The following is a 24665-nucleotide window of genomic DNA, read 5'->3' on the forward strand; positions in this document are numbered from 1 at the left end:
TTTTCCGGACAGCGGGGGCGCATGACTGAAAGGACTGCTGCCGGGCGCGTGGCGCTCCCCCGGCTGATGCTGATGCTGCTGGCTGTTCTCGGGCTGGTCATGCTGACCAGCCTGCTGTTCGGGGCCGGAAGCGTAGGCCCCGAGGCCGCCTGGCGTGTTCTGGCCGGTGGTGGCAGTGGCGATGAGCGTTTCACGGTACTGTCGCTGCGCCTGCCGCGCGCGCTCGTGGGACTGGCAGTGGGGGCCGCTCTCGGCATCGCGGGAGGGCTGATCCAGGCGGCGGCACGCAACCCGCTGGCGGAACCGGGGCTGCTCGGTGTCAGCGCCGGAAGCGCACTGGCGGTTGCCGTGGCGCTGGTGCTGGGGGCCAGCGCGGCCACGCTCAGGGTGTCCGTGGCTCAGCTCGGTGCCCTGGTCGGCTGTCTGCTGGTGCTGGCGGCGGCCCGGCTCAATGGTGCCGGCAGTGATCCGGTGCGGCTGGTGCTGGCGGGGGCGGTGCTGTCAGGACTGCTGGGCGCACTGACCTCACTGCTGCTGCTGGCGGATCAGCGCAGTGCCGATGAAATCCGCTTCTGGATCGTGGGCAGCCTGGCCGGTCGGCGGCTGCAGGAGCTCAAGGCCATCCTGCCGAGTCTGGCCGTTGCCGGAGTGCTTGTCATGCTGATCGCCCGCCCGCTGGCGGCCATGGCACTGGGCGAGCGGATCGCCACGGGGCTGGGACATCATCCCGGCCTGATCCGCCTGCTGACCGTGCTTGCGGTGGCCCTGCTGGTCGGCGCCGCTACGGCAGTAGCCGGGCCGATTGCCTTCATCGGGCTGGTGGTCCCGTTTGCGGCCAGAGCCCTGGCCGGCCCTGATGTTCGTCGCACCCTGTGGCTGGCACTGCCGCTGGGTCCCATCCTGACGGTGGGCGCCGATATCCTGTCGCGTTTGCTGATAGCGCCCTCGGAAATGCCGCTGGGCGTGATTACGGCACTGATCGGGGCACCCGTGCTGATTGCCGTGGTCCGTGCTCACCGATTACCTGCGGTCTGAAAAGCATGAAACCCGATGCCGCTGACTTGTTGATGACCTGCTCCGCTGACCGCGATGGCGTACCGGCGCCCGCCGGCTTCCGGCGGCTGGGGGGTGTGGTGTGTGGCAGGGAGTATTCGCTGCTCATCGATCGCCGGGCTGCCCTGGCCAACCTGCTGCTGCTGGCGGCGGTGCTGCTGGTCGCGGTGCTGGCGCTTTCGCTGTGCAGTATCACGCTGTCGCCGCGACAGGCGCTGGCGGGGCTTTTCGGAACCGGCGAGGCGATTCATGTGTTCGTGGTGCAGGAGCTGCGGCTGGTGCGCCTGATGGCCGGGCTGGCGACCGGCGCGGCCTTCTCGCTGGCGGGCTGTTTGATGCAGACCGTGGCCCGGAACCGGCTGGCGACGCCCGGCATCATCGGTATTGACAACGGCGCCACCGCCTTTGCTGTTGCCTCTGTCGTGGGGCTCGGCGTCGGTCTGGCGCCGCCGCCAATGGCCCTGGCCGGAGCCGCGACGGCAACGGTGGTGACCTTTGCTCTGGCCTGTGATGTCGGCACCCGGGGGTATCGTTTCATCGTGGCGGGCATCGGCGTCGGAGCGGTGTTCGGCGCGCTGACGCAGCTTTTGATGATGCGGGTGGCGATTGATGTCGCCAATGCGGCCTATCCCTGGACGGTGGGCAGTCTCAATGCCCGCAATTCCGAGGCACTGCGCTGGCTGCTGATCGGTCTGCTCCCGGGGTTCGCAGTGGCTCTCCGACTGGCGCGGGCGCTGACGATACTGCGCTTTTCCGATGCCATTGCCCGGGGGCTGGGCTATCGCGCGAGTGCCTGTCGCCATGCTGCCCTGGCGCTTTCGGTGACACTTACGGCGCTGGCTGTCGCCGTGGCCGGCCCGGTGGGGCTGGTGGCCCTGATCGGGCCGGAAATGGCCCGTCGGCTCTCCTCGCCACGCGGGGTGCCGCTGACGGCAGCGATGCTGGCCGGTGCACTGCTCATGACCCTTGCCGACCTGGTCGGGCGACTGCTGCTGGCTCCCATCGAGGTGCCGGTCGGTATCGTCACGGCCATTGTCGGCGCGCCCCTTCTGCTGTGGATGCTGCTGCGCCCCGAGGCGAGGTTGACGTGATGAGTGAAGCGAACGATACGGTTTCGACGCTGGCTGCCAGCCGGCTCACCCTGGGGTATGGGCGTGGGCGTGCCAGGCGCCCGGTCATCGCCGGGCTCGATCTGTCCCTGCCGCCCGGTCGGGTGACGGCCATCGTCGGCCCCAACGGCTGTGGCAAGTCGACCCTGCTGGCCGGACTGGCGCGTCTGCATGCGCCGGATGGTGGCGCGGTACTGCTTGATGGCCATGATATCCGGCGACTGCCGGTGCGCGAGATGGCGAGAAGGCTGGCGCTGCTGCCCCAGGAGGCACAGGCGCCGGAGGGCTTGACCGTGGCAGAGCTGATCCGCTTCGGGCGTCAGCCGCATCAGCGACTGTTTCAGCAGTGGTCGGCCCGGGATCGGCGTATCGTGGATGAGGCCCTGACCGCTGCTGATCTGCACGAGCTTGCGGATCGGCCGCTGGAGGCGATGTCCGGCGGGCAGCGTCAGCGTGCCTGGATTGCCATGGCGATCGCTCAGCAGACGCCCCTGCTGCTGCTCGATGAGCCGACTGCGGCACTGGATCTGGGTCACCAGCTCGAGGTCTTCGAGCTGCTCCGGGGGCTGGCCGCCACGGGCAAGACACTGGCCATGGTGGTACATGACCTGGCCAGCGCCTGCCGCTTTGCCGATTATCTGGTCGCCATGAAGGAGGGTGCCATCGTGGCAGCGGGCGCGCCGCGGGAGGTGGTCACGCAGCAGCTGGTACGCGATCTCTACGGGGTCGAGTGTACCCTGCTGGAGGACCCGATCACCGGTAGTCCCGTGCTGACCGGCCTGCGTGCCCTGAAATGAGGGTATCGGCCGTGCGGAAGAGTGGCTCCGGCGTGGGATGATTTTACGCAACCCTTCATTTTCCGCGCTGCCGGCCGATGCTGCTTGTGGCGTTGCGCCCTGTTGCCGAGACCTGCCTGATGAATATTGCCCCTCCGAGCCATGGCGATGCCAGTCGCCCTCCGCCCAGCTGCTTTCTCTGTGGCAGTCAGCTCTTCGTGATCGATCCGGCTGATATCGACGAGAGCCGGGTAAACTGCGCCCGCTGTCGGGCCTATCTGGGGCGGGTTGACGATCTTCTCAGCGAACTCACCCTGCGCAATCGCGTCCCGTGGGGCTGATCGGGGCCGCCGGGCTTGCACCTCACGCAGTAAAGGTCATGATGAGGCCTTCATTCACCGGCGGTGTCGGATGCATGGATATTCGTTTGCTGCACGGCCGCGAGATGGCGCCCTGGCTCGATGAGCTGGCCCGCCTGCGGATCACCGTTTTCCGTGAGTTCCCCTATCTCTATGATGGTTCGGCCGCCTACGAGGCCGACTATCTGCAGACCTATGTCGAGTCACCCCGGAGCCTTTGCGTTCTGGTACTGGATGCCGACCGGGTGGTCGGCGCCTCGACCGCCCTGCCGCTGACGGACGAGACCGAGGAGTTCATGCGCCCCTTTCGCACGGCGGGCTGGGCCCCGGAACGGATCTGTTATTTCGGTGAGTCGATTCTTCTGCCTGAGTGGCGGGGCCAGGGACTGGGCGTGCGCTTTTTCGAGGCCCGTGAAGCGCACGCCCGGCAGCTGGAGCATGTCGACCGGTGCGCCTTCTGCGCCGTGGAACGGCCCGCGGATCATCCGTTGCGCCCGCCAGACTATCGACCGCTCGATGAGTTCTGGCGCCGGCGCGGCTACCGTCATCATCCCGAATTGCGCACCGACTATGTCTGGCAGGATGTCGATGCGTCACGGCCCTCTGCCAAGCCGCTCTCCTTCTGGATGCGCAAGCTGCCCTGAGCGCTTGATCCGTCAGTCGCTCAGCCCCTGCAGCCAGCGCCCGCGTACCAGCCGACCGTCATGATAGTCGCAGCGGTAGGTAACCGGCAGCCGGGGGTCGAAGCGGCTCAGACCCAGCAGTACGCCACGGACAATGACCACGTCGTCATCGTCATCGTGGCTGATTCGTGAGGTGACATCGGTGGCCCGGGTGACCGGCGCATAGGCCAGCATGGTGGTGGCACAGGCCTGTTGCAGATCCTCGGTATCGTGGCCGGGGTGGGTGTTGATCTCCAGCGGAGCGGCGGCCGGACGAGAGAGGTCTTCCGGAACCCCTCCGGCGCAGGCAGAGAGCGCGCATAGAGCGGAGAGCAGCAGTGTCGTGCGAAGCAGCATGGTGGTGAATTCTCCCGTTGGCATGCGTCCCTTCGGACCCGTCAGCGAAGGTGACCACCCCCATGCAGTATCCCGCTCAGGGTCGGCATGGCAGGCCGTTACAGCCTGCCACGTCAGTACACCCGCCCGCTGTGCCAATAGCAGTGGCCGATGATCTGCACGTTGCCGAGCTGCTCCGGCTCGATGATCTCCGGTGCATAATGATCGTTGTCCGAGGAGAGCCGCAGGGCGCCACTGGCCAGTCGCTGTACCCGCTTGATGCGCAGCTCGTCGCCCACGCGGATCAGGAAGACGCCATCGGGTCGGATGATGGAACGATTGATCAGCACCGTATCGCCATCCTTGAGGGTACCGTCCATGGAATCGCCGCGGACGCGTACGGCCACCAGGTCCTTGAGGTGCAGGCCCTCCTTGAGGATCCAGTCGTGGCGAAAGCTGAGAAAGGTCTCCACCTGCTCACTGTCGAACAGCTGGCCCGGCCCGGCCGCAGCCTCGATGTCATAGAGTGGCACGCCCACGAAATCGCGCAGGGCGAAATGCGACGGCAGGTCGCTGTCCGGCTCGCTCCAGGCGGGCGTCGCCGGCATTTCCCAGGGCGGCGCGCCCTTGCCCATGATCAGCCAGTCCAGGCTGGCATCATATTCAACTGAAAGTTCAATACACTCATCGATCGGGACCGTTCCGCGCTTCTTCCAGTTGTGTATGGCACTGGTGGACTTGCCAAAGCGCTGAGCCAGCTGATAGTCGGATGAAACGCCAAGTAGCTGTTTCATGCGGGCCATGATGGCATTGGTCATAGCCAGACTTTCGCTGTCCCCGGTGGGCGACATAGTCATAATTGATCGCCTTAAAGTTGACCAATCCCCTTAAAGGGCATAGATTGTGAGCCGTAAATGATGAACTTATAGGAGCTTACTACAGGTTGCCGCCGTTGTCCGCCGCTTTGCATGCCGGATTGTGCTGATCCGGGCGAGAGCGATGACAGGTAACCGGGCTCCGATACAACGAGAGGAGGTATATTCATGGAACGACGCAACAACATGCGGCTGAGCTGCCCCCACTGCGGTGAATTTGCCCGTATTCGCAAGAGTCAGCAGCTGACCCCGGTCTATCGGGAGGCCACCGTCGAGTGTCAGAACCCGGATTGCGGCTGGCGGGGCAAGATGGCGCTGGAAATGACCCAGACCCTGACCTTCAGCCAGCAGCCCAATCCGGAGATCCGGCTGCCGATGTCCCCCCGGCTGCGGGACAGCATTCGTGAACAGCTGACGCAGTAGGATTGACATGGAGTGCGATACGATCATGGAACAGGTCAGGGAGAAGATGCAGCCCCGGGGTACGCTGTGCGAAACCGGGGCGCTGACCATCATTCGCGATGGCGAGGTCCATCGCTACGAGCGGGCGATGCTGCTGACCTTCGAGGAAGTGGAGCAGCTGCAGGAGGCGCTGGCCTCCCGCCACTGCGCCTGGCGCTTCCAGCGGGAACCCGGGCCGCAGCATTCGTGACCGGCACCGTGCTGCCGGTCCGGCATTTCAGAGCTCGAACAGGCGGCCCCATTCCACGTCGGTCTGGTGATGCTTGAACTTCATCAGGCCGGCGGTCGGTGTAAAGGTCAGCTCGCCGAAATAGACCTGACCATCCACCAGGTAGAAATCGACCCGCACGTAAGAGAACCCTTCCGACAGTTTCAGGGCGAGCTCCTGAGCGTGATCGAGCAGAGCCGGCTTGGGCATCGGCTGACCGCTGCTGAAGCGATCCTCGCGCACCTCCACCATGTTCCACTGCTGGTCATAGAAGTCCACCCGATAATCGGAAAAGCGGTCATGGGTGACCTCGATGAAGACCACCGGTTCCTGGCCGCTCGGCCGAAAGACATGGAACTTGTAATCCTTGGGCACATTGCCGTTTTCATCCAGCAGCAGTCGCTCGATGATCAGGCGCGGCTTGATGTCCTGATAGTGCGCTTCCCGCGAGATTCTGGAGAAGTCCTCCCCGAGCCAGGCCTGACTGAGGTTATAGAGCATGGGGTAAGGGTAGTCCCGCTTGTCCCGCACCAGCATGTTGTAGCCGAAGCCGTGATTGGCCTTCATGACGAAACTGGCCGGCAGCTCGTGATAGATATCCGGCGTCAGCTCCTCACAGATGGCGTGACATGGCACCAGGTGTTCGCCGCCGATCACGCCGGCGACGTGATCCCGGGCAGCAATCTTGTCACTCAGGATCGAGTAGCTCGGTTCGGGATACAGCTTGCGATAACAGATCTTCTCGTTGAAGGTCTGCGGGTGCTCGAGATCGGGGAATCTGCCGAATACCCGACGATAGCGCAGCGCAACATGCAGCCGGTCGGGCAGTGCCTGCATGATGCGGTGGCGCAGACTACCCACGGCCTGGTTCAGGCGCTGTCCGAGGGGAGGTTTACCGCCTGACTCGCCATGCGCATTCATAGCGGTTCCTGTACCGATGGATAGTGAGCCTTGCATGACATTCCTGATGGCCCTGGGCATGGGCTCTCCTTCTCTGATTCGTGCCGGACGTGCTGCACCCCGGTTTTACGGAGTCACGGTCCATGTTGAGTGCAGCCGTCCTTGTCCCTGGCATGCGCGGTCGGCAGCAGAGCGATGAGCCGGTCTGGATGAGTTGCCGGAAGGCGAAAGTCGACCAGGCCCGGGATCATCACGGTGCGGTGATCGACACTGCGCTCGGTTCCTTGTCTCTGAACAGTCTTTCTGTTGAACACCCTGACGCATCGCACCATGGGTCAGGTCGTGCCATCCCGTGCGCCAGACGATGTCATATCTCGGTTACAAGGGTGGCACGTCGCCCCGATAAGCGATGTGCTGAAATGGTTGTATTGTGTTGGCTCGCTTCAATAACAGCCAGGCCGATCAATCGGCATGTTCCATGACCGGCAGCCGACAGCGCGGTGCGGCAGGCAGTCAGCCTTGCGGCCGGGCTGCCGGTCGTTCATCGGTCAGCAGTGACAGTGTTGCTTCGAGCCTTTCAGCAGCCATCTCACGTGTGATGAACACCAGTGTGGACTGCTGCCTGCCATCCGGCCAGTCTTCCAGCTGCCGGGGAGGCTGAAGTGTATGCTGTACGCCGTGAACCACGCTCGGTCGCGGTTCGTCGGCGATGGCCAGTACTGCCTTGAGGCGCAGGAAGTCGGGGCCCATCAGGGACTCGATGTGTGCAAGCCAGCGCGCTAGGCGCGAGCGCTCAATGGGCTCGGTGAGAACAATGCAGTGTGCCCGGGTCCGGTCGTCGTGAGCGTGATCGTCGCTCGGCAGCATCAGGGGCGCGCCGCGCACGGGTGTCAGCGAGCCGGCGACCCTGGTGGCGGGAGCGATGGCTGCTGCCGGGGCGAGCAGGGCCTCCGCCGCGATCATGCCGTCCCGGATGCACTGCTGTCCGGCAGCGGGATTGAGCCGGGTCAGCCGCTGCTGCAGGGCCGTCACCCGCTCGTCATCGGCGGCATCGGTTTTGGTAATCAGCAGCAGGTCCGCCATGCCGGCCTGGGCGCGTGCTTCGGGATGGCGCTCAAGGCTCGCCTCGCCATGCAGGGCATCAATGGTCGTGATCACGCCATCGAGCCGGAAGTGCCGGGCAACGCGCTGCGCCGCCAGTACGGTGTGCAGAATGGGCGCCGGGTCGGCCAGGCCGGAGGTCTCGATGATGACCCGATCGAACTGGCGCTGCCCCTCGCGTGAAAAGCGCCACACACTGTCACGCAGCGTGCGGGTGAGATCACCGCGCACCGCACAGCACAGACAGCCGCTGCTCAGTTCCACCACCTGCGTTTCGTGACTGGCGCTGAACAGCTGATGATCCAGGCCGATGTCACCGAACTCGTTGATGATGACCAGCGCCCGGGACATGGCCGGCTGACGGACCAGCTGATTGAGCAGGGTGGTCTTGCCGCTGCCGAGAAAGCCGGTCAGGACGGTCACGGGGATGCGCTGGTGGCGGCTGTCGGTCATGAAGGCGTCCGGGGGCTGCTGCACTCTGCGCGACTCTAGCAGAGTCTCGGGTCGACTGCCCGAACCGGGAATCTTGCCCGGCGGTCATGAACAGGGTACCGGTCAAAGTGCCACGCTGCCGATCAGCCAGCCATTGTACCCGCCAAAACAGGCCAGCAGTGCGGCGCCTTCGAAGCGGTTGATGCGACCCTGCCTGCCCCGGGCATAGCCCAGCATGAAGAGCGCCAGCGTCAGCGTCATCATTACCGGCATGTCGCGGTAGAGCACTGCCGGTTCGACCGCCATCGGATGAATGGCCCCGGCGATACCCACCACGGCCAGGGTGTTGAACAGATTGGAGCCGATCACATTGCCCAGGGCAATCTCGTGCTCACCCTTGCGGGTGGCAATGATCGAGGAGGCCAGCTCCGGCAGGGAGGTCCCGATCGCCATGATGGTCAGCCCGACGATCAGATCGCTGATGCCCAGTCCGCGGGCCGTTTCGACCGCGCCCCAGACCAGAATGCGCGAACTCACGATCAGCAGGATCAGGCCGATGGCAAGGCGCAGCATGGCGGCGGTCGGTGACCCGGAGGCGTCGGCATACCCGGCGCTTGCTTCGCCTGAATAGGTATCGCGCTGCGGGCGCATGCCCTGCCGGATGGACCAGCCCATCAGACAGCAGAACACGCCCAGCAGTACTATCGCGTCAGGGCGTGAAAGGCGGCCATCCCAGAGCTGCCAGATCGCCAGCCCGGTGACCACCGCCAGCACGGGCAGTTCGATGCGCAGTAGGCGTGAGCGCACGGCAATGGGTGCGATCAGGGCGGTCACGCCCAGGATGAGGGCGATGTTGGCGATGTTCGAGCCGTAGGCATTGCCGAGCGCAATACCGGGATTGCCCTGAAGGGCTGCCAGGGCCGATACCACCATTTCCGGCGCGGAGGTTCCGAAGCCGACGATAACCATGCCGACCAGCAGTGGCGGCATGCCGAAGTGGCGTGCGGTCAAGGCCGCGCCCTCGACAAAGCGCCCGGCGCTCCAGACCAGCAGCAGCAGGCCGAATACGACAGCCGTCAGGGAAAGTATCATGAGGTCTTCGTTCCGTTGCGTTACCCGATGATGCGTCCCTGACTGTAGCAGTCCCGGTGCTCGCAGGGTGGTCCGCTGGTGCACCTTCCGGGTCGCTCCGGACGGGCCAGGAAGCCGTCCGGCACGGACATTGCCTGCCGGCTGCGAACATGGGGTCCGGATTGCGGTCGGGAGCGGGCACGGCAAGGGACAGTCAGAGTCGCCCGGGCAGTCGGCAAATGTTGCCTGACATGTTGCCTCAGCCATGCCCGATACAGTCCATCTGATGCCTGATTGATCAAATTCCGACCATGGCGGCATTCAGATGTGTCGTAAGCCACTGTCCGGACAAAGAAAAGGGCCGCTGATGGCTCAGCGGCCCTTGTGCTGTTTGGTGGAGGCGGCGGGAGTTGAACCCGCGTCCGCCGGTGCTCGCCCTTCGGATCTACATGCTTAGTTCCGTCTTTTGATTTAGCCGCATCGGCTCCGACGATCAGGATCCGATACAGCGAGTCTTCCGGATTTTAACGAATGACGTGAAGACGCCGTCATTCGCGATCCTGTCAGCTTTGGCTCACGCCCATCCACGATGAACAGGCACATCGCTTCAGGGTAGAAAGATTACCCGCAGGGTTTATGCTGCGAGTGCACCTTCCTGAGCATAGGTTTCGTCGTTTGCGACTATCTTTAAAGGTAACGTTGGATTTACGAGATACGCTACGCTCTCGGCATGCACCTCAGGGGTCACTACCGGCGTCGAATCCGGAACGCCCCCGATACGTTATACAGTGTAGTCATGAATCCCGGTCATGTACAGCCATCCGGACGGCCGGATTCAGCGCGTGGTACGCATGATGCGCGCCTTCTGACGCTCCCAGTCACGCTTTTTCTCGGTATCACGCTTGTCGCGCTGCTGCTTGCCCACCACCAGCGCCAGTTCGCACTTGACCAGCGGGCCCTTCCAGTAGAGGCGCAACGGCACACAGGTATGCCCCTTGTCCTGGGTGCGCGAGAAGATCCGGGCGATCTCCTTTTTGTGCAGCAGCAGCTTGCGGGTGCGGTCCGGTTCCACTGCGGTGTGGGTGCTGGCCGTGGTCAGGGGCGTGATGTGCGTGCCCAGCAGCCAGGCTTCGCCACGACGCACCAGGATGTAGGTGTCCACCAGCTGGCAGCGTCCGGCACGCAGGCTCTTGACCTCCCAGCCTGCCAGGGAAACGCCGGCCTCGAAGGTTTCCTCGATGAAATATTCATGCCGAGCCTTGCGATTCTGGGCAATCAGATTGCCACCTTGCGCCTTGCCTTTCTTCTTGCCCATGGGTGTCCTGTGTCATGTCTCGGATGAAACGGGAAGTGTAAGCTATTCTTTACGCAGTGCATCGAAGGCCGCCGAAGCGGCGGCTGCTGCGTGTTACAATGCGTTTTCCATTCGATTCAAACCGGCCATGATACGCCTGCAGGGGCATGGCCGTCAGCGGAGAGGTGAATGCCTACAGTCAATCGCTCGGCGCTGGTTCGACATACCGACCGACAGATGTTCGACCTCGTCAACGATTTTTCCAGCTACCCCGAATTCCTGCCCGGCTGCCGCCATGCGCGGGTCATCGAGGAGCGTGACGATCTGCTGATCGGTGAGCTGACGCTCGGTCGGGGCGGCATCGAGCAGACCTTCAGTACCCGTAACGAGCTGCATCCTCCCCAGCGCATCGAGATGAGGCTCAATGAGGGCCCTTTCAAGCGCTTTGAAGGCCAGTGGCTGTTTACCTCGATGGGGGACGAGGCATGCCGGGTATCGCTGAACCTGGAGTTCGAGTTTTCCAGTCGACTGATCGGCATGGCCTTCGGCCGACTGTTCGGTCAGATCGCCGGTCAGCTGGTGGATGCCTTCGTCAGACGTGCCGATGAAGTCTATGGCAGGTGAGCGAATCGATATCGAGCTGGTCTATGCCGAACCCCGCGACCAGCAATTGATTGCACTGGAAGTTACCGCGGGCACCACCCTGCTCGAGGCCTTCGAGTTCTCGGGATTGCGCCACCGCTGTGCCGCACTGAAGGATGTGCCGGCCACGGCACTGGATTTCGGCATCTTCGGCGAGCCGGTGGCCGAGCCGGCCTCCCGGGAGTTGCGTGCGGGAGACCGTATCGAGATCTATCGCCCGCTCAGGCGGGATCCGAAGCAGGCACGCCGCGCACGAGCCCGACAGCAGCGCTGATGCCGGGCTGAAACGGTGAGCCTGCCACGCGGCCGTGCTGCCGCGCGTTCAGTAACCACCGCCCTGATCGGGAGAAACCACCTCGCCGGGCTGAATGGCCGCCCCGGAAGCGGGAGCGCCCTTGTCCGATGCCCGTTCACTGGCATCGATATTGCCCGATTTCTCGATTCCGGCCAGCTGGTTGTTGTCGAAATTCAGCGTCACCCGCTTGCGAATCACCTCGCCTTCGGCCGTTTTCAGGCGATAGACGTAATCCCACACCGATGCATCGAAGGGGTCGTCCAGCAGCGGGCTGCCCATGACCTGCTGGACCTGCTGTCTGCTCATTCCGGGCTGGAGCCGGGAGACCATGTCGGGCGTGATCAGGTTGCCCTGCGGCAGGTCTCTCTTGTAGACGCATCCTGCTGTCAGAATACTGATAAAGCAGCAAAAAGCGACGAGTCTGAACGTGTTTTGCATTTGCCCCTGACTTTCCCTATCGTTTGCCTTAGCCGATCATACCCGATACATCAAGTGACTGCGAAGAGATGCCATGTCCGATAGAAATCAGGAACTGCGCAAGGCGGGGCTGAAGGTCACCCTGCCACGTGTGAAGATCCTGCAGATCCTGGAAGCCACCCGGGAGGAAGAGGAGCTCCACATGAGCGCCGAGGACGTCTACAAGGCGTTGCTCGACTCCGGTGAAGATGTGGGACTGGCTACGGTGTATCGCGTGCTGACCCAGTTCGAGGCTGCCGGTCTGGTGGTGCGACACAACTTCGACGGCGGTCATGCCGTGTTCGAAATGTCCCAGGAGGAGCATCACGACCACATGCTCTGTCTGGAGAGCGGTGAAATCATCGAGTTCTACGATCAGGACATCGAACGACGCCAGCGCGAGCTGGCCGAGCAGCGCGGCTATGAGTTGGTGGATCATGCCCTGGTGCTGTATGTACGGCCCAAGGGATCGACGGCAACCCGCCAGGATAGCGGCGGCAACCGGCGCTGAGACATGGCACCGGTCGGCGGTCCGACGGACGCCGTGAGACAGGCGCATTGAAAGGGGCGCTGCAGCCGGGCTGCAGCGCCCCTTTCATCTTTGCTTCTCCGACTTGAGGAACGTGTTCGGCCAGCGGGCCGATCAGCGCATTCAGTCAGTGGGCCGAGTGCTGACTGCTGGCGAGCATCTCACGGGCGTGTGCCAGCGTATGGTCGGACAGATTGACCCCGCCGAGCATGCGGGCCAGCTCGCGAATCCGGCCGCTTTCGTCCAGCAGCGCCATCGAGGTATGGGTGCTGTCCTCGCCCGCCTGTTTTTCGATGTGCAGATGCTGATGGCCCTGGGCTGCCACCTGGGGCAGGTGTGTCACGCACAGGACCTGACCATGGGTGCCCAGCTGGCGCAGCAGCTGACCGACGATTTCCGCGGTGGCGCCGGAGATGCCGACATCGACCTCGTCGAAGACCAGCGGTGCCATGGTACTGTGCCGGGCAGCCACGACCTGGATGGCCAGACTGATGCGCGACAGCTCACCGCCCGAGGCCACCCGGGTGAGCGGGCGGGCCGGCTGCCCCGGATTGGCACAGATCAGAAAGCGGACATGATCGAAACCGTCGGGCTGGGCGCTCTCCCGCTTGTTGACGGCGACCTCGAACTCGGCCTTTTCCATGCCGAGAAAGGCCAGCTGCTCCTGTACCGCACTGCCCAGTTCGACTGCCGCCTGATGACGTTGCTCCGAAACGGAGCGTGCCAGTTCGCGCCAGTTCTCCCGGGCTTCCTCGCTCTCGCGGGTGAGGGTGTCGATATCCTGCTCATCGTTGTCGAGCTGGCTGAGCTCATCGCGCAGCCGCCGGTGCAGCGCCATCACCTCTTCCGGCATGACATGGTGCTTGCGGGCAATGCGGTGTACCTCTGCCAGGCGCTCCTCGACACGCTCCAGCCGCTCGGGATCGAGTTCGGTGGTCTCGACGTGGTGATGCAGTTCACGGCCGGCTTCCTCGAGCTGAATGCGGGCGCTGTCGAGCATCTCGCGGACCTCGGCCAGTCTGCCGCGATCGGCGCCGGGCAGCTGATCGAGGCGCTGCATGGCCCGTGAGAGCCGCAGCAGGGCGCCATCCTCGTCGTGATCGCAGCAGTCCGCGGCGAAGCGGGCATCGCCGACGATCTGTTCGGCGTTGGCCAGTTCGGTCTGCTGCCGTTCCAGCTCCTCCAGCTCGTTCTCTTCCAGTGCAAGGTGATCGAGCTCCTCGACCTGGTAGCGCAGCAGCTGCCGGCGTGCCCGGGTTTCGTCGTCCGCTTCCCGGGCCTGCTTGAGCCGGCGGCGGATCTGCTGCCACCGGCGATGGCAGTGCTTCAGCTCTTCCACCCGGGGCTGCAGCCCGGCAAATTCGTCGAGCATGCGCAGATGGGCCTCTTCACGCAGCAGAGCCTGATGGGCATGCTGGCCGTGAATGTGAATCAGCTGCTCGCCGAGGGAGCGAAGATCCGCAATGGTACAGGGCGTGCCGTTGATCCAGGCCTTCGAGCGCCCTTCACTGGCGACGGTGCGGCGCAGCAGACACTCCTCATCATCCAGTTCACGCTCTCGCAGCCAGGCGCGGGCTTCCGGCAGATGGCTGACGTCGAAGCGGGCCGACAGCTCGGCCCGGCGCGCACCATGGCGCACGCTGCCGGCATCGGCACGTTCGCCCAGACAGAGCGACAGCGCGCCCAGCAGGATCGACTTGCCGGCGCCGGTTTCGCCGGTAATGGCCGTCATGCCGCTGCGGAAGTCCAGTTCCAGATGTTCAACGATGGCGTAATCACGGATGGTGAGCTGTGCCAGCATGCTCGCTCCCTGTATAAAATTACGGGTCTGGTTTTTTATACAGTTATCGCTTCCGGGCTTCAATCCCTGCCTGATCGCCTGCCCGTTTACCCTTCGGCCTTGCCAGCCGTACCGGGAGAGCCGGAGAGAGCGGCATTTTACCGGTGTCTGCAGGGGAATGACTTGAGATCGCAGCGATCATCCCCATTACAGGGCGCAGACAGCGCCGCCATCGTGTCGGCACCGTCCGGTTGCCGTTTGCACGGCAAAACCGGAGAGGCAACGGTTTGAACAGGAGGCTTCTCGTATGGCCAGAGATCCACAGCAATCCGGTGGTGATGAAGAGCTCGAGCGCGCGCAGCGTGATGCCGAGCCGCAACCGCTGGAAGACGACGAGCAGCAGACGCCGGAGAGTCTCGGCGAAACGCTGGAAGAGAGCGATGCCCTGCACGAGGAAGGGGAGACGCTCGAGGCAAATGATGCCGAAGCCGATGTGCTGGCCTCGCGTGTGGCCGAGCTGGAGTCCCAGCTCGAGCAGGCCAGGGATCAGCAGACAAGGTCAGCCGCGGAGGCCCAGAACGCCCGGCGCCGCGCCGAGCAGGATGTCGAAAAGGCCCGCAAGTTCGCTCTGGAGAAGTTCGTCAAGGAGCTGCTGCCGGTGGTCGACAGTCTCGAGAAGGCGCTGGAGAACATGGGCGACGAGGCCACCGAAACGCATCGCGAGGGGGTGTCGATGACCCTCAAGATGCAGCTCGATGTGCTCGGCAAGTTCGGAGTGGAACAGCTTGACCCCGAGGGGGAACCCTTCGATCCCCAGTATCACGAAGCCATGTCGATGGTGCCCAGCCCGGAGCTGGAGCCCAACACCGTCATGAACGTGATGCAGAAGGGGTACAGCCTCAACGGCCGGCTGGTTCGACCTGCCATGGTCGTGGTCAGCAAGACCCCGGAGGAGCAGGGCTCCTGAACTGCTGAGCCGGGAGAATCCGGACAGGCCTTGAAAGCGGTCCGGGTGTCCCCCACATAAGCAGACAACCACGCGGCAGTCGCCGCAGATGATTGAGTCAGACGATTTTTTCGAGGTGAGACCATGGGACGCATTATCGGTATCGACCTGGGAACGACCAACTCCTGCGTGGCCGTTCTCGATGGTGACAAGACGCGGGTCATCGAAAACGCAGAAGGTGCACGCACGACGCCTTCCATCGTTGGTTATACCGATGATGGCGAGACGCTGGTGGGTCAGGCTGCCAAGCGTCAGGCCGTCACCAACCCGTCCAACACGCTGTATGCCATCAAGCGCCTGATCGGCCGCAAGTTCAACGACGACGTGGTCCAGAAGGACATCAAGATGGTGCCCTTCAAGATCGTCGAGGCCGACAACGGCGATGCCTGGGTACAGGTCAACGACCAGAAGATGGCGCCGCCGCAGGTCAGCGCCGAAGTGCTCAAGAAGATGAAGAAGACCGCCGAGGACTATCTCGGCGAGGAAGTCACCGAAGCGGTCATCACCGTGCCGGCCTACTTCAACGACTCGCAGCGCCAGGCTACCAAGGATGCCGGTCGCATCGCCGGGCTCGAGGTCAAGCGTATCATCAACGAGCCGACGGCGGCCGCACTGGCCTATGGCATGGATCGCAGCGGCGGTGATCGCACCATCGCGGTCTATGACCTGGGCGGCGGTACCTTCGATATCTCGATCATCGAAGTTGCCGATGTCGATGGCGAGAAGCAGTTCGAAGTGCTGGCCACCAACGGCGATACCTTCCTGGGCGGCGAGGACTTCGACCTCAAGCTGATCGACTATCTCGTTCAGCAGTTCCAGAACGATTCGGGTATCGACCTTTCCGGTGACTCGCTGGCCATGCAGCGTCTCAAGGAAGCTGCCGAAAAGGCCAAGATCGAGCTGTCGGCCGCGCAGCAGACCGAGGTCAACCTGCCCTATATCACGGCCGATCAGAACGGTCCCAAGCACATGGCCGTCAAGGTCACGCGGGCCAAGCTGGAATCGCTGGTCGAGGATCTGGTGCAGCGTTCGCTGGAGCCCTGCAAGACCGCCATGGAAGATGCCGGCCTGTCCAGCAGCGAGATCCAGGACGTGATCCTGGTCGGCGGTCAGACCCGCATGCCGCTGGTGCAGAAGAAGGTCGCCGAATTCTTCGGCAAGGATGCCCGCAAGGACGTCAATCCGGACGAGGCCGTGGCGGTCGGTGCCGCGCTGCAGGGCGGCGTGCTCGGCGGCGACGTCAAGGACGTGCTGCTGCTTGACGTGACCCCGCTGACGCTGGGTATCGAGACGCTGGGTGGCGTGATGACGCCGCTGATCGAGAAGAACACCACGATCCCGACCAAGAAGACCCAGACCTTCTCGACTGCCGAGGACAACCAGACGGCCGTGACCATTCACGTGCTGCAGGGTGAGCGCAAGCAGTCCGGGCAGAACAAGTCGCTGGGTCGCTTCGATCTCTCCGACATTCCGCCGGCGCCGCGCGGCGTGCCGCAGATCGAGGTGGCGTTCGATCTCGATGCCAACGGTATCCTCAACGTCTCCGCCAAGGACAAGGCGACCGGCAAGGAGCAGTCGATCGAGATCAAGGCTTCCGGCGGTCTGACCGAGGAAGATATCGATCAGATGGTCAAGGATGCCGAAGCGCATGAGGCCGAGGACAAGAAGTTCGAGGAACTTGTGCAGCTGCGCAACCAAGCCGACGGCATGATTCACGCAGCGCGCAAGACGCTTGATGAAGCCGGCGACAAGGCCAGCGATGAAGAGCGTCAGCAGATCGAGACTGCCATCAGCGAGCTCGAGGAAGCGAACAAGGGTGATGATCAGGAGCACATCCAGTCGAAGCTCGATGCCCTGACCGAGGCTTCCGGTAACCTGGCCCAGAAGATGTACGCCGAGCAGGGTGAAGACCAGAGCGGCGGACAGGCTCAGGGCAGCACCGGCAATTCCGATGATGATGTGGTCGACGCGGACTATGAAGAAGTCAACGACGACCAGAAGAAGCAGTAAGGCAGGCACCTGTCTGAGGCGCGACGCGGGAGCCCTGCTCCCGCGTTGTTTTTGCGGGTGTGTGACTTCGGAGGGCGCAGTGATTCATGGCCAAACGTGACTATTACGAGATACTCGGCGTCGACCGCAACGCCGATGCCAGAGAGATCAAGAAGGCGTATCGACGCCTGGCACAGAAATACCATCCTGACCGCAACCCCGATGATGACAATGCGGCAGAGAACTTCCGCGAAGTTTCCGACGCCTATGAAGTCCTGAGCGACGACGAGAAGCGTGCAGCCTACGATCAGTTCGGCCATGCCGGCGTCGACGGCCAGGGCGGTGGCGGCGGCGGCGGTTTCGGCGGTGCCGGAGCCGGCGGTTTCAGCGACATCTTCGGCGACGTGTTCGGCGACATCTTCGGCGGTGGTGGCCGACGCAACCCCAATGCACCGCAGCGCGGCGCCGATCTGCGCTACAACCTCGAGGTCGATCTCGAGGATGCCGTGGCCGGTACCACGGTCGATATCCGCGTGCCGCGGCTGGTCGAGTGTGAGCGCTGCAGCGGTGATGGCGCCGAGCCGGGGACCAACAAGAAGGGCTGTCCGACCTGTCACGGCATGGGCCAGGTGCGCATGCAGCAGGGCTTCTTCGCGGTGCAGCAGACCTGTCCGACCTGCCATGGCCGGGGCGAGGTGGTCGAAAGTCCGTGTCGCAAGTGCCATGGCGAAGGTCGGGTGCAGGAGACGCGCACCCTGTCGGTGAAGATTCCCGCCGGTGTCGACACCGGTGATCGCATTCGTCTCAACAGCGAGGGCGAGGCCGGGGTCAACGGTGGTCCGGCAGGCGATCTCTATGTTCAGGTGGCGATCAAGAGCCACCCGATCTTCGAGCGGGATGGGCGCGACCTGCACTGTGAGGTGCCGATCAGCTTCGTGGATGCCACCCTAGGCGGTGAGCTGGAAGTGCCGACCCTCGAGGGACGCGTCAAGCTCAGGATTCCCGCCGAGACGCAGACCGGCAAGCTGTTCCGGCTGCGCGGCAAGGGCGTCAAGCCGGTACGCGGTGGTTCGCCCGGTGACCTGATCTGCAAGGTCGTGCTGGAGACCCCGGTCAATCTGACCGAAGAGCAGCAGCAGCTGCTGCGCCAGTTCCAGGAGAGCCTGGATGGCACCGGCACCAAGCACTCGCCGCGCAAGAGCAGCTGGTTCGACGGTGTGAAGAAGTTCTTCGAGGACATGCGTTCCTGATCGCCTGATCGGGATACAGCCGATCCGGCCCCATCCGTTGCTTCGGATGGGGCCTTTCATCGTCGGCCGACGGGCCATTCGCGGTTTCGCAGCAGCGGGGCGCTGAACTACGCTGTTATCGAAAGTCCTGATCGGTGCAGCCGATCCGTACCACACCCTTCAGCAGGAGTTCTCTCATGTCGGTCATGTATCAGACCTCGGTCGCGGTCTCCGGTGGTGGACGCAACGGTCATGCACGCAGCGATGACGGCATCCTCGATGTCGACCTGGCCATGCCGGGCAGTGGCGAATCGGCCACCAATCCCGAACAGCTCTTTGCCGCCGGCTATGCGGCCTGCTTCGCCAGCGCCGCCAAGGCGCTGGCGAAGCAGCAGGGGCATGAGCTCGAGGATATTCCGGTGACCGCCGAGGTGGCACTGCACTCGGAGAATCACGACTACTCGCTGGGCGTGAAGCTGATCGCCGAAGTGGCGCTGCCGCAGGCGGACGCCGAGGCGCTGATTCGGCAGGCCCACGAAATGTGCCCGTATTCGAAGGCCACCCGCGGCAATCTCGAGGTCGAACTCGAGGTCCGGGGGCAGTAATCGGCTGATGCCCGCCGGCCGATGCGCTCTGCCGGCGGGCGCCTTTTCCCTTTACCCTGCCAGACGGCACCCCTGTCATCATGAGTTCGAATGGCCCCTGATCGGATTCTCCGTCATCTGTCGTTCACCGTGGCACTGGCGAGTGCCCTGGTGCTCTCCGGCTGTGCCGGCCCCTCGGTCGATTCGGCCGCGGGTAGCGTACAGCGAGGCGAAGCCTCCTATTATGCCAGCCGCTACGTCGGCCGGCAGACCGCCAGCGGCGAGCGTCTGAGTGCGCAGCAACTGACGGCGGCTCATCGCAGTCTGCCCTTCGGCACCCGGGTGCGGGTGATCAATCTCGACAATGATCGGCAGGTGACCGTGCGTATCAATGATCGCGGGCCCTTTACTGCGGGCCGGATCATCGACCTCTCCCCGCTGGCGGCACGGCGGCTGCACATGCTGCAGTCGGGCACGGCGCCGGTACGCCTCGAGGTGCTGGCGCGGTAGGGCTTACTGCCCGTCGACAGTGATATCGAGGCAGCTGAGCAGGGTGGACTGCAGCAGACTGTAGTTGTCATCGCTGACCATCAGATAGCGGTGGGCGTCGATTCGGGTCAGTCCCTCGAAGTTGTCCAGCCGCCAGCCATCGGCGCTGGAGAGTCGCGCCAGCGTGGTTACCGAAGTGCTGCCATCCTCATTGAGCCGGGTGCGGCGCAGGCTGATGACCAGCGGGTGGGGCGGGTCGAAGGCGCGTTCCAGCGTCAGCAGCTCTTCGTCCGCGGGCTGTCCGGGTACCGTCAGTGGCGCCATTGCGGTCAGCCCGCTGGCCGGCTCGTCTGCCAGCACATAGTGCCACTGTTGCCCGCGGTCATTGAACAGCCGGGTCGTGCGTGCCGCACTGTCCCGGGGCGGTTTCTCCAGCCCTGCCATCAGCCCGTGTCGCGCCGTCAGTGTCATGGCCTCGACGCCACCGTTGTAGCGGGCGCCTTCAAGCGCCTCGGGACGCATCGGTGCGGCCACGGCCTGCCCGGTCAGCGAAAAGCGCTGGAGGCGATGATCACGCTCGAAACCGATCAGCAGGGTGGCTGGCGTTTCGGTCGTGTCCAGGGTCATTGATTCGGCATCGGCCCGGGGCATCTCCAGCGCCCGGCCATCACGGTCGCGCAGGCGATGCGAGGCCGTAATGACCAGCTCGTCGAGCTGGCCGCGCTCGAAGCGGGGCCGGGCCTGAAACAGCCAGCCCCGATCGGAGAGCAGGTAGAGGGTATCGGTCCTTGCCTGCCAGGCGAGATCGGAGAGTCCGCCAAGCTCGACATCCTGCGGGGTGTGATCGGACAGTCGCAGCGTGCCGCACCAGTCGACATGCCGCGAAGGCGGAGCGTTGGCATTGCCCATGTCGACCGGCCCGGCCAGGATGCAGCCGGACAGGGCCGGCAGGACAGTCAGGATCAGAAGCTGAGCGCAGAGGGCGCGGGGCATGCAATGGACTCCAGCAGTCGGGACGGCAGCACGGGAAGCAATGGTATAGTGTCAGGACATCTTCGAACATGACAGGAGCAGGCATGACGCGCATTGCCGTGGTAGGCGCCGCCGGGCGCATGGGTCGCATTCTGATCGAGGCGACCCAGCGTGACGAACAGGCCGAGCTGAGCGCGGCCGTAGTACGCCCGGAGAGTTCGCTCATCGGCGCCGATGTCGGTGAGGTGACCGGGCAGGGGCGACTGGGCGTGGCGCTGAGCGGCTCGGTCGAAGAGGTGATCGGGCAGTTCGATGTGCTGATCGATTTCACCACCCCGGCGCTGACGCTGGAGAACCTGGCGCTGTGTGCCGCGTACGGCAGGCGCATGGTCATCGGTACCACCGGATTCAGCGATGAGCAGCTTGCCGAACTCGAGGGCTACGCCGATCGGCTTCCGTTCGTGTTTGCCGCCAACATGAGCACCGGCATCAATCTCACCACCAATCTCTTGACGACCGCGGCACGTGCGCTGGGTGACGCCGGTTTCGATATCGAGATCATCGAGGCTCATCACCGTCACAAGGTCGATGCCCCTTCAGGGACCGCGCTGATGCTGGGGGAGGCCGTGGCCGAGCCGCTGGGGCGTGACCTGAAGCAGGAGGGCGTGTTCGAGCGTCATGGCCAGATCGGCGCGCGCCGCGAGCGCGAGATCGGTTTTTCCACCATCCGCGGCGGCGACATTGTTGGCGAACATACCGTGCTGTTTGCCGGCGATGGCGAACGCATCGAGATCACCCACAAGGCGTCGAGCCGGCTGACCTTCGGCAATGGTGCCGTGCGGGCCGCACACTGGCTGATGGAACAGGGCCCGGGGCGCTATGACATGCAGGATGTGCTGGGGCTGAAAGGCTGACTCTATCCGAAGGGCTACCGCTGCTATCCGTTTCAGGGTGAATCGTCATGACCGATCTACCCGCCTGTCTCGTGACCGACCGTCTGACATTGCTGCCGATCAGCGTCGATGATGCCGAGGCACTGCACGCTGCCCTGTTTGAGTCCATGACAGTACTGATGCCGTGGCTGGCATGGGCGAGCCCCGAATCGACACTGCAGGAGCGGCGTGATTTCTGCAGGCAGGCTGAGTGCGCGCTGCACGATAGAACGGGAGTCACGTACGCACTGTGGCTTGCAGGAGATCAGGTGCCCAACAGACTGGCGGGCGTCATGGACGTGCAGGATATCGACTGGCAGGTACCGGCAGGCACGCTGGGTTACTGGTGTCATAGGGCTTTTCAGGGGCAGTGGTTGATCACCGAGGCGCTGCAGGCGTTGAGTCACGCATTACTGGTCGAATATGGTTTCCAGCGACTGGCGCTGACCTGTGATGAACGCAACCTTGCCAGCTGCCGAGTCGCCGAGCGGTCCGGTTATCGTCTGGAAGGTATCCGGCGTCATGACTGCCGCGATCATTTTGGAGAGCTGCGCAATACCTGCTGTTATGCGCGCCTGAGAGGGGATGAAGGATGAAAGGGGCATGAGCCGTCTGGTGTGCGGGTGGCCACCGCTCTGGTGGCTGTCGCTGAAGGGGCTGGCGGGACGCTATCGTTACCGGGGGCCGGTCAGCGATCACTTCGACGGTGAGCGCTTTCACAATGTACCGCCCCTGCCCCCCAGGGCGCCGGGCGCCTTTCGCCAGTGGCGCGAGGAGCGCCGCCAGCGTCCGGCCTGGCAGTGGCGTGATCTCGCAGTCGGGCCGACGCCGCCGGCGCGGTCGGCACCGGATGAACTTCGGGTGACCCTGGTCAATCATGCCACCTTCCTGATCCAGTCGGGCGGTCTCAACGTACTGACCGATCCGGTCTGGTCGAAACGGGTCAGTCCGCTCAGCTTCGCCGGGCCGGCCCGCTTTCATCCGCCGGGGCTGACGCTCGAGCAGCTGCCGCCGCTGGATGTCATCTTCGTCAGTCACAGCCACTACGATCACTGCGATCTTCGGTCGCTGCGCCAGCTCGCGCACCGTCACCCGCAGACGCTGCTGGTCACGGGGCTGGGCAACGAGACACTGATGCGTGAGCTCGGCTTTGTTAATGTCGTGGCGCTGGACTGGTGGCAGACGCACACCCTGGCCGGCAGTGCCCGGCTGACATTCACCCCGGCGCAGCACTGGAGTGCCCGGACCCGGCATGATGCCCGGCGTACCCTGTGGGGCGGCCTGTGGCTGGAAACGAGGGGGGCCGGGGCGCTCTATTTTGCCGGCGACAGCGGCTTCAGCGCGCCCCTGTTCACCAATCTGGCCGAGCGGCTGGGCACGCCCCGCTGTGCGCTGCTGCCGATTGGCGCCTTCCGCCCCGAATGGTTCATGGCGCCGGTCCACATGGGGCCGCGGGAAGCGGTTGAAGTACACCGCCTGCTGGGCTGCGAGGTCAGTATTGCCTGTCACTTCGGCTGCTTCGCGCTGGCCGACGAGGGTCAGGAGGAAGCTCAGCAGACGCTGGCGGAGGCGCGCGCGAAGGCCGGCATGGCGGCGGCCGCGTTTCGGGTGCCCTGTCCGGGGCAACCGATTGTGGTCGAGCCGCCAGCGGTAATCGGGGCCGGGCACGATGGCGTGAGCGATCGGAATCGGGTATGATCGGCCCAATTTGGCCGGGTAAAACCCGAGGCCCTGTCAGACTGCAAGCGGGAGGAGATTCTTCGGGATTTCTTCCCGCTTTTTTGCAACCTGACATCGCCCGGGAGGCATTCGACGGCCGTTTCGGTTTGCTCTTTCACGCCCGGTAGCGCTCACGGCGAAGGGTCACCCGGTGGGTGCCCCGTGTGCCTGAGGCCGCCGGCGATCAACTTGCCCCGGGGAGGATGTTGCGTTGATCAAACCTGCGATACTGGCGCTCGAGGATGGCAGCGTATTTCACGGTCAGGCCATCGGCACCGATGGCCTGACCAGTGGCGAGGTGGTATTCAATACTGCCATGACCGGCTATCAGGAAATTCTCACCGACCCCTCCTACTCCCGTCAGATCGTCACCCTGACCTATCCGCATATCGGCAATACCGGCATCAATGACGAGGATCTCGAGTCCACGCGCATTCAGGCGGCCGGACTGGTCATTCGCGATCTGCCCCGGCTGGTCAGCAACTTTCGCAGCGTGCGCTCGCTGGATGAGTACCTGCGGGCCCAGCGCGTGGTCGGTATCGCCGACATCGACACCCGCCGGCTGACCCGGCTGTTGCGTGACAAGGGGGCCCAGAACGGTGCCATCCTCGCCGGCGCCGAGGCCGAGGGTGACGATGCCGAGGCACGAGCGCTGGCGGCAGCCAGGGATTTCCCCGGGCTCAAGGGCATGGATCTGGCCGACCAGGCCAGCGTGACCGATATGGCCGACTGGCATGTCGGGGAGTGGACCCTGGGGGCCGGACACGCCGATCTGGCCGGGCGCGAGCAGCCCTGGCACGTGGTGGCCTATGACTATGGTACCAAGCACAACATCTTTCGCATGCTGACCAGCCGGGGCTGCCGGCTCACCATCGTGCCGGCCCGCACGCCGGCCAGCCGGGTGCTGGAGCTGCAGCCCGATGGGGTGTTTCTGGCCAACGGGCCGGGCGATCCGGAACCCTGCGACTATGCCATCGAGGCGATCCGCACGATTCTCGAGACCGGCACCCCGGTGTTCGGCATCTGCCTGGGGCATCAGCTGCTGGCGCTGGCTTCCGGAGCTCGCACGGTGAAGATGAAGCAGGGCCACCACGGCGCCAACCATCCGGTGCTCGATCTGGAGACCGGCCATGTGCTGATTACCAGTCAGAACCATGGTTTCGCTGCCGACGAGGCCACGCTGCCGGCCAACGTGCGGGCGACCCACCGCTCGCTGTTCGATGGCACCCTGCAGGGGATCGAGCGCACCGACTGCCCGGCCTTCAGCTTCCAGGGGCATCCCGAGGCCAGCCCCGGCCCGCATGACATGGCACTGCTGTTCGACCGCTTCGTGTCGATGATGGCAACCCGCCGTCAGGCCGCATGAGCGTCGCCCCCGGTCGCTGCCGGCCGGGGCAGATGTGCT

28 protein-coding genes and 1 other RNA gene are annotated in these 24665 nt (G+C 64.1%); 19 read left to right on the plus strand and 10 right to left on the minus strand.

Annotated elements, in window-relative coordinates; translation table 11 throughout:
• Positions 1-21 precede the first annotated feature (21 nt).
• From C7446_RS15495 to C7446_RS15515, 5 genes are all read left to right on the plus strand, one after another.
• Positions 22-1035 carry a FecCD family ABC transporter permease gene (locus C7446_RS15495; protein ID WP_425454116.1) on the plus strand — a complete coding sequence of 338 codons (1014 nt, stop codon included), beginning with the start codon at positions 22-24 and terminating at the stop codon, positions 1033-1035.
• A gap of 32 nt (positions 1036-1067) precedes the next feature.
• Positions 1068-2144, plus strand: a complete 1077-nt coding sequence (locus tag C7446_RS15500; RefSeq protein WP_170150109.1) for a FecCD family ABC transporter permease — start codon at positions 1068-1070, stop codon at positions 2142-2144.
• Complete coding sequence (locus C7446_RS15505) at positions 2144-2959, plus strand: ABC transporter ATP-binding protein (protein ID WP_121174026.1); 816 nt, start codon at positions 2144-2146, stop codon at positions 2957-2959. Before C7446_RS15500 ends, C7446_RS15505 begins: the two co-directional genes overlap by 1 nt.
• A gap of 119 nt (positions 2960-3078) precedes the next feature.
• On the plus strand, positions 3079-3279 hold the full coding sequence (locus C7446_RS15510; protein ID WP_147408786.1) for a hypothetical protein: 201 nt from the start codon (positions 3079-3081) through the stop codon (positions 3277-3279).
• A 74-nt stretch (positions 3280-3353) separates the two neighbouring features.
• Positions 3354-3941: a GNAT family N-acetyltransferase gene (locus tag C7446_RS15515; protein WP_121174028.1), complete on the plus strand. Its 588-nt coding sequence runs from the start codon at positions 3354-3356 to the stop codon at positions 3939-3941.
• A 12-nt stretch (positions 3942-3953) separates the two neighbouring features.
• Here C7446_RS15515 and C7446_RS15520 read toward each other — a convergent pair whose 3' ends face one another.
• Both C7446_RS15520 and C7446_RS15525 read right to left on the minus strand, forming a co-directional pair.
• On the minus strand, positions 3954-4340 hold the full coding sequence (locus C7446_RS15520; RefSeq protein WP_170150110.1) for a hypothetical protein: 387 nt from the start codon (positions 4338-4340) through the stop codon (positions 3954-3956).
• Between the two features lie 89 nt (positions 4341-4429).
• Positions 4430-5152, minus strand: coding sequence for a LexA family transcriptional regulator (locus C7446_RS15525; RefSeq protein ID WP_121174030.1), 723 nt, complete (start codon positions 5150-5152; stop codon positions 4430-4432).
• A gap of 186 nt (positions 5153-5338) precedes the next feature.
• Between C7446_RS15525 and C7446_RS15530 the strand changes: the two genes are divergently transcribed.
• The gene (locus C7446_RS15530) at positions 5339-5593 is read left to right on the plus strand and encodes an Ogr/Delta-like zinc finger protein (RefSeq protein ID WP_121174031.1); all 255 of its coding nucleotides are present in this window, start codon (positions 5339-5341) and stop codon (positions 5591-5593) included.
• A 25-nt stretch (positions 5594-5618) separates the two neighbouring features.
• On the plus strand, positions 5619-5822 hold the full coding sequence (locus tag C7446_RS15535) for a hypothetical protein (protein ID WP_170150111.1): 204 nt from the start codon (positions 5619-5621) through the stop codon (positions 5820-5822).
• A gap of 27 nt (positions 5823-5849) precedes the next feature.
• Here the strand turns inward: C7446_RS15535 and C7446_RS15540 are convergent, their stop codons facing one another.
• The 5 genes from C7446_RS15540 to smpB form a co-directional block, all read right to left on the minus strand.
• Positions 5850-6701, minus strand: coding sequence for an ATP-grasp fold amidoligase family protein (locus C7446_RS15540; RefSeq protein WP_170150112.1), 852 nt, complete (start codon positions 6699-6701; stop codon positions 5850-5852).
• Between the two features lie 552 nt (positions 6702-7253).
• Positions 7254-8294, minus strand: coding sequence for a CobW family GTP-binding protein (locus C7446_RS15545; protein ID WP_121174034.1), 1041 nt, complete (start codon positions 8292-8294; stop codon positions 7254-7256).
• Positions 8295-8396: 102 nt separating this feature from the next.
• Positions 8397-9365: a calcium/sodium antiporter gene (locus C7446_RS15550; RefSeq protein WP_121174035.1), complete on the minus strand. Its 969-nt coding sequence runs from the start codon at positions 9363-9365 to the stop codon at positions 8397-8399.
• Positions 9366-9736: 371 nt separating this feature from the next.
• Positions 9737-10119: a transfer-messenger RNA gene (gene ssrA / locus C7446_RS15555) on the minus strand.
• 60 nt (positions 10120-10179) lie between these two features.
• Positions 10180-10659, minus strand: coding sequence for an SsrA-binding protein SmpB (smpB, locus tag C7446_RS15560; protein WP_121174036.1), 480 nt, complete (start codon positions 10657-10659; stop codon positions 10180-10182).
• 168 nt (positions 10660-10827) lie between these two features.
• Between smpB and C7446_RS15565 the strand changes: the two genes are divergently transcribed.
• The gene (locus tag C7446_RS15565; protein ID WP_121174037.1) at positions 10828-11262 is read left to right on the plus strand and encodes a type II toxin-antitoxin system RatA family toxin; all 435 of its coding nucleotides are present in this window, start codon (positions 10828-10830) and stop codon (positions 11260-11262) included.
• Positions 11252-11554, plus strand: a complete 303-nt coding sequence (locus C7446_RS15570; RefSeq protein ID WP_121174038.1) for an RnfH family protein — start codon at positions 11252-11254, stop codon at positions 11552-11554. The genes C7446_RS15565 and C7446_RS15570 overlap by 11 nt, the downstream gene beginning before the upstream one ends.
• A gap of 48 nt (positions 11555-11602) precedes the next feature.
• Here C7446_RS15570 and C7446_RS15575 read toward each other — a convergent pair whose 3' ends face one another.
• Positions 11603-11881, minus strand: coding sequence for an outer membrane protein assembly factor BamE (locus tag C7446_RS15575; RefSeq protein ID WP_245977876.1), 279 nt, complete (start codon positions 11879-11881; stop codon positions 11603-11605).
• Positions 11882-12086: 205 nt separating this feature from the next.
• Between C7446_RS15575 and fur the strand changes: the two genes are divergently transcribed.
• Positions 12087-12542, plus strand: a complete 456-nt coding sequence (gene fur / locus C7446_RS15580) for a ferric iron uptake transcriptional regulator (RefSeq protein ID WP_121174040.1) — start codon at positions 12087-12089, stop codon at positions 12540-12542.
• Positions 12543-12687: 145 nt separating this feature from the next.
• Here fur and recN read toward each other — a convergent pair whose 3' ends face one another.
• On the minus strand, positions 12688-14361 hold the full coding sequence (gene recN, locus C7446_RS15585) for a DNA repair protein RecN (protein ID WP_121174041.1): 1674 nt from the start codon (positions 14359-14361) through the stop codon (positions 12688-12690).
• 286 nt (positions 14362-14647) lie between these two features.
• Between recN and grpE the strand changes: the two genes are divergently transcribed.
• From grpE to C7446_RS15610, 5 genes are all read left to right on the plus strand, one after another.
• Complete coding sequence (grpE, locus tag C7446_RS15590) at positions 14648-15307, plus strand: nucleotide exchange factor GrpE (RefSeq protein ID WP_121174042.1); 660 nt, start codon at positions 14648-14650, stop codon at positions 15305-15307.
• Between the two features lie 123 nt (positions 15308-15430).
• On the plus strand, positions 15431-17356 hold the full coding sequence (dnaK, locus tag C7446_RS15595) for a molecular chaperone DnaK (protein WP_121174043.1): 1926 nt from the start codon (positions 15431-15433) through the stop codon (positions 17354-17356).
• Between the two features lie 86 nt (positions 17357-17442).
• Positions 17443-18585 (plus strand): molecular chaperone DnaJ, encoded by a 1143-nt coding sequence (dnaJ, locus tag C7446_RS15600; RefSeq protein ID WP_121174044.1) that lies wholly within the window; start codon positions 17443-17445, stop codon positions 18583-18585.
• 176 nt (positions 18586-18761) lie between these two features.
• Positions 18762-19169: an Ohr family peroxiredoxin gene (locus C7446_RS15605; protein WP_121174045.1), complete on the plus strand. Its 408-nt coding sequence runs from the start codon at positions 18762-18764 to the stop codon at positions 19167-19169.
• 90 nt (positions 19170-19259) lie between these two features.
• Positions 19260-19658: a septal ring lytic transglycosylase RlpA family protein gene (locus C7446_RS15610; RefSeq protein ID WP_121174046.1), complete on the plus strand. Its 399-nt coding sequence runs from the start codon at positions 19260-19262 to the stop codon at positions 19656-19658.
• 3 nt (positions 19659-19661) lie between these two features.
• Here the strand turns inward: C7446_RS15610 and C7446_RS15615 are convergent, their stop codons facing one another.
• Positions 19662-20630, minus strand: a complete 969-nt coding sequence (locus C7446_RS15615) for an esterase-like activity of phytase family protein (RefSeq protein ID WP_121174047.1) — start codon at positions 20628-20630, stop codon at positions 19662-19664.
• An 83-nt stretch (positions 20631-20713) separates the two neighbouring features.
• On the opposite strand from C7446_RS15615, the gene dapB reads away from it, so the two are divergent.
• From dapB to carA, 4 genes are all read left to right on the plus strand, one after another.
• Entirely contained in the window at positions 20714-21523 is an 810-nt protein-coding gene (dapB, locus tag C7446_RS15620) for a 4-hydroxy-tetrahydrodipicolinate reductase (RefSeq protein WP_121174048.1), read from the plus strand.
• A gap of 47 nt (positions 21524-21570) precedes the next feature.
• Positions 21571-22137, plus strand: coding sequence for a GNAT family N-acetyltransferase (locus C7446_RS15625; protein WP_121174049.1), 567 nt, complete (start codon positions 21571-21573; stop codon positions 22135-22137).
• Positions 22138-22144: 7 nt separating this feature from the next.
• A complete protein-coding gene (locus C7446_RS15630; protein WP_211327964.1) occupies positions 22145-23239 on the plus strand; it encodes an MBL fold metallo-hydrolase in 1095 nt (364 codons plus the stop codon).
• A gap of 232 nt (positions 23240-23471) precedes the next feature.
• Positions 23472-24626, plus strand: a complete 1155-nt coding sequence (carA, locus tag C7446_RS15635; RefSeq protein ID WP_121174050.1) for a glutamine-hydrolyzing carbamoyl-phosphate synthase small subunit — start codon at positions 23472-23474, stop codon at positions 24624-24626.
• Positions 24627-24665: the final 39 nt, after the last annotated feature.

Origin of the sequence: Kushneria sinocarnis (assembly GCF_003633775.1) — a bacterium.
Classification (GTDB): domain Bacteria; phylum Pseudomonadota; class Gammaproteobacteria; order Pseudomonadales; family Halomonadaceae; genus Kushneria; species Kushneria sinocarnis.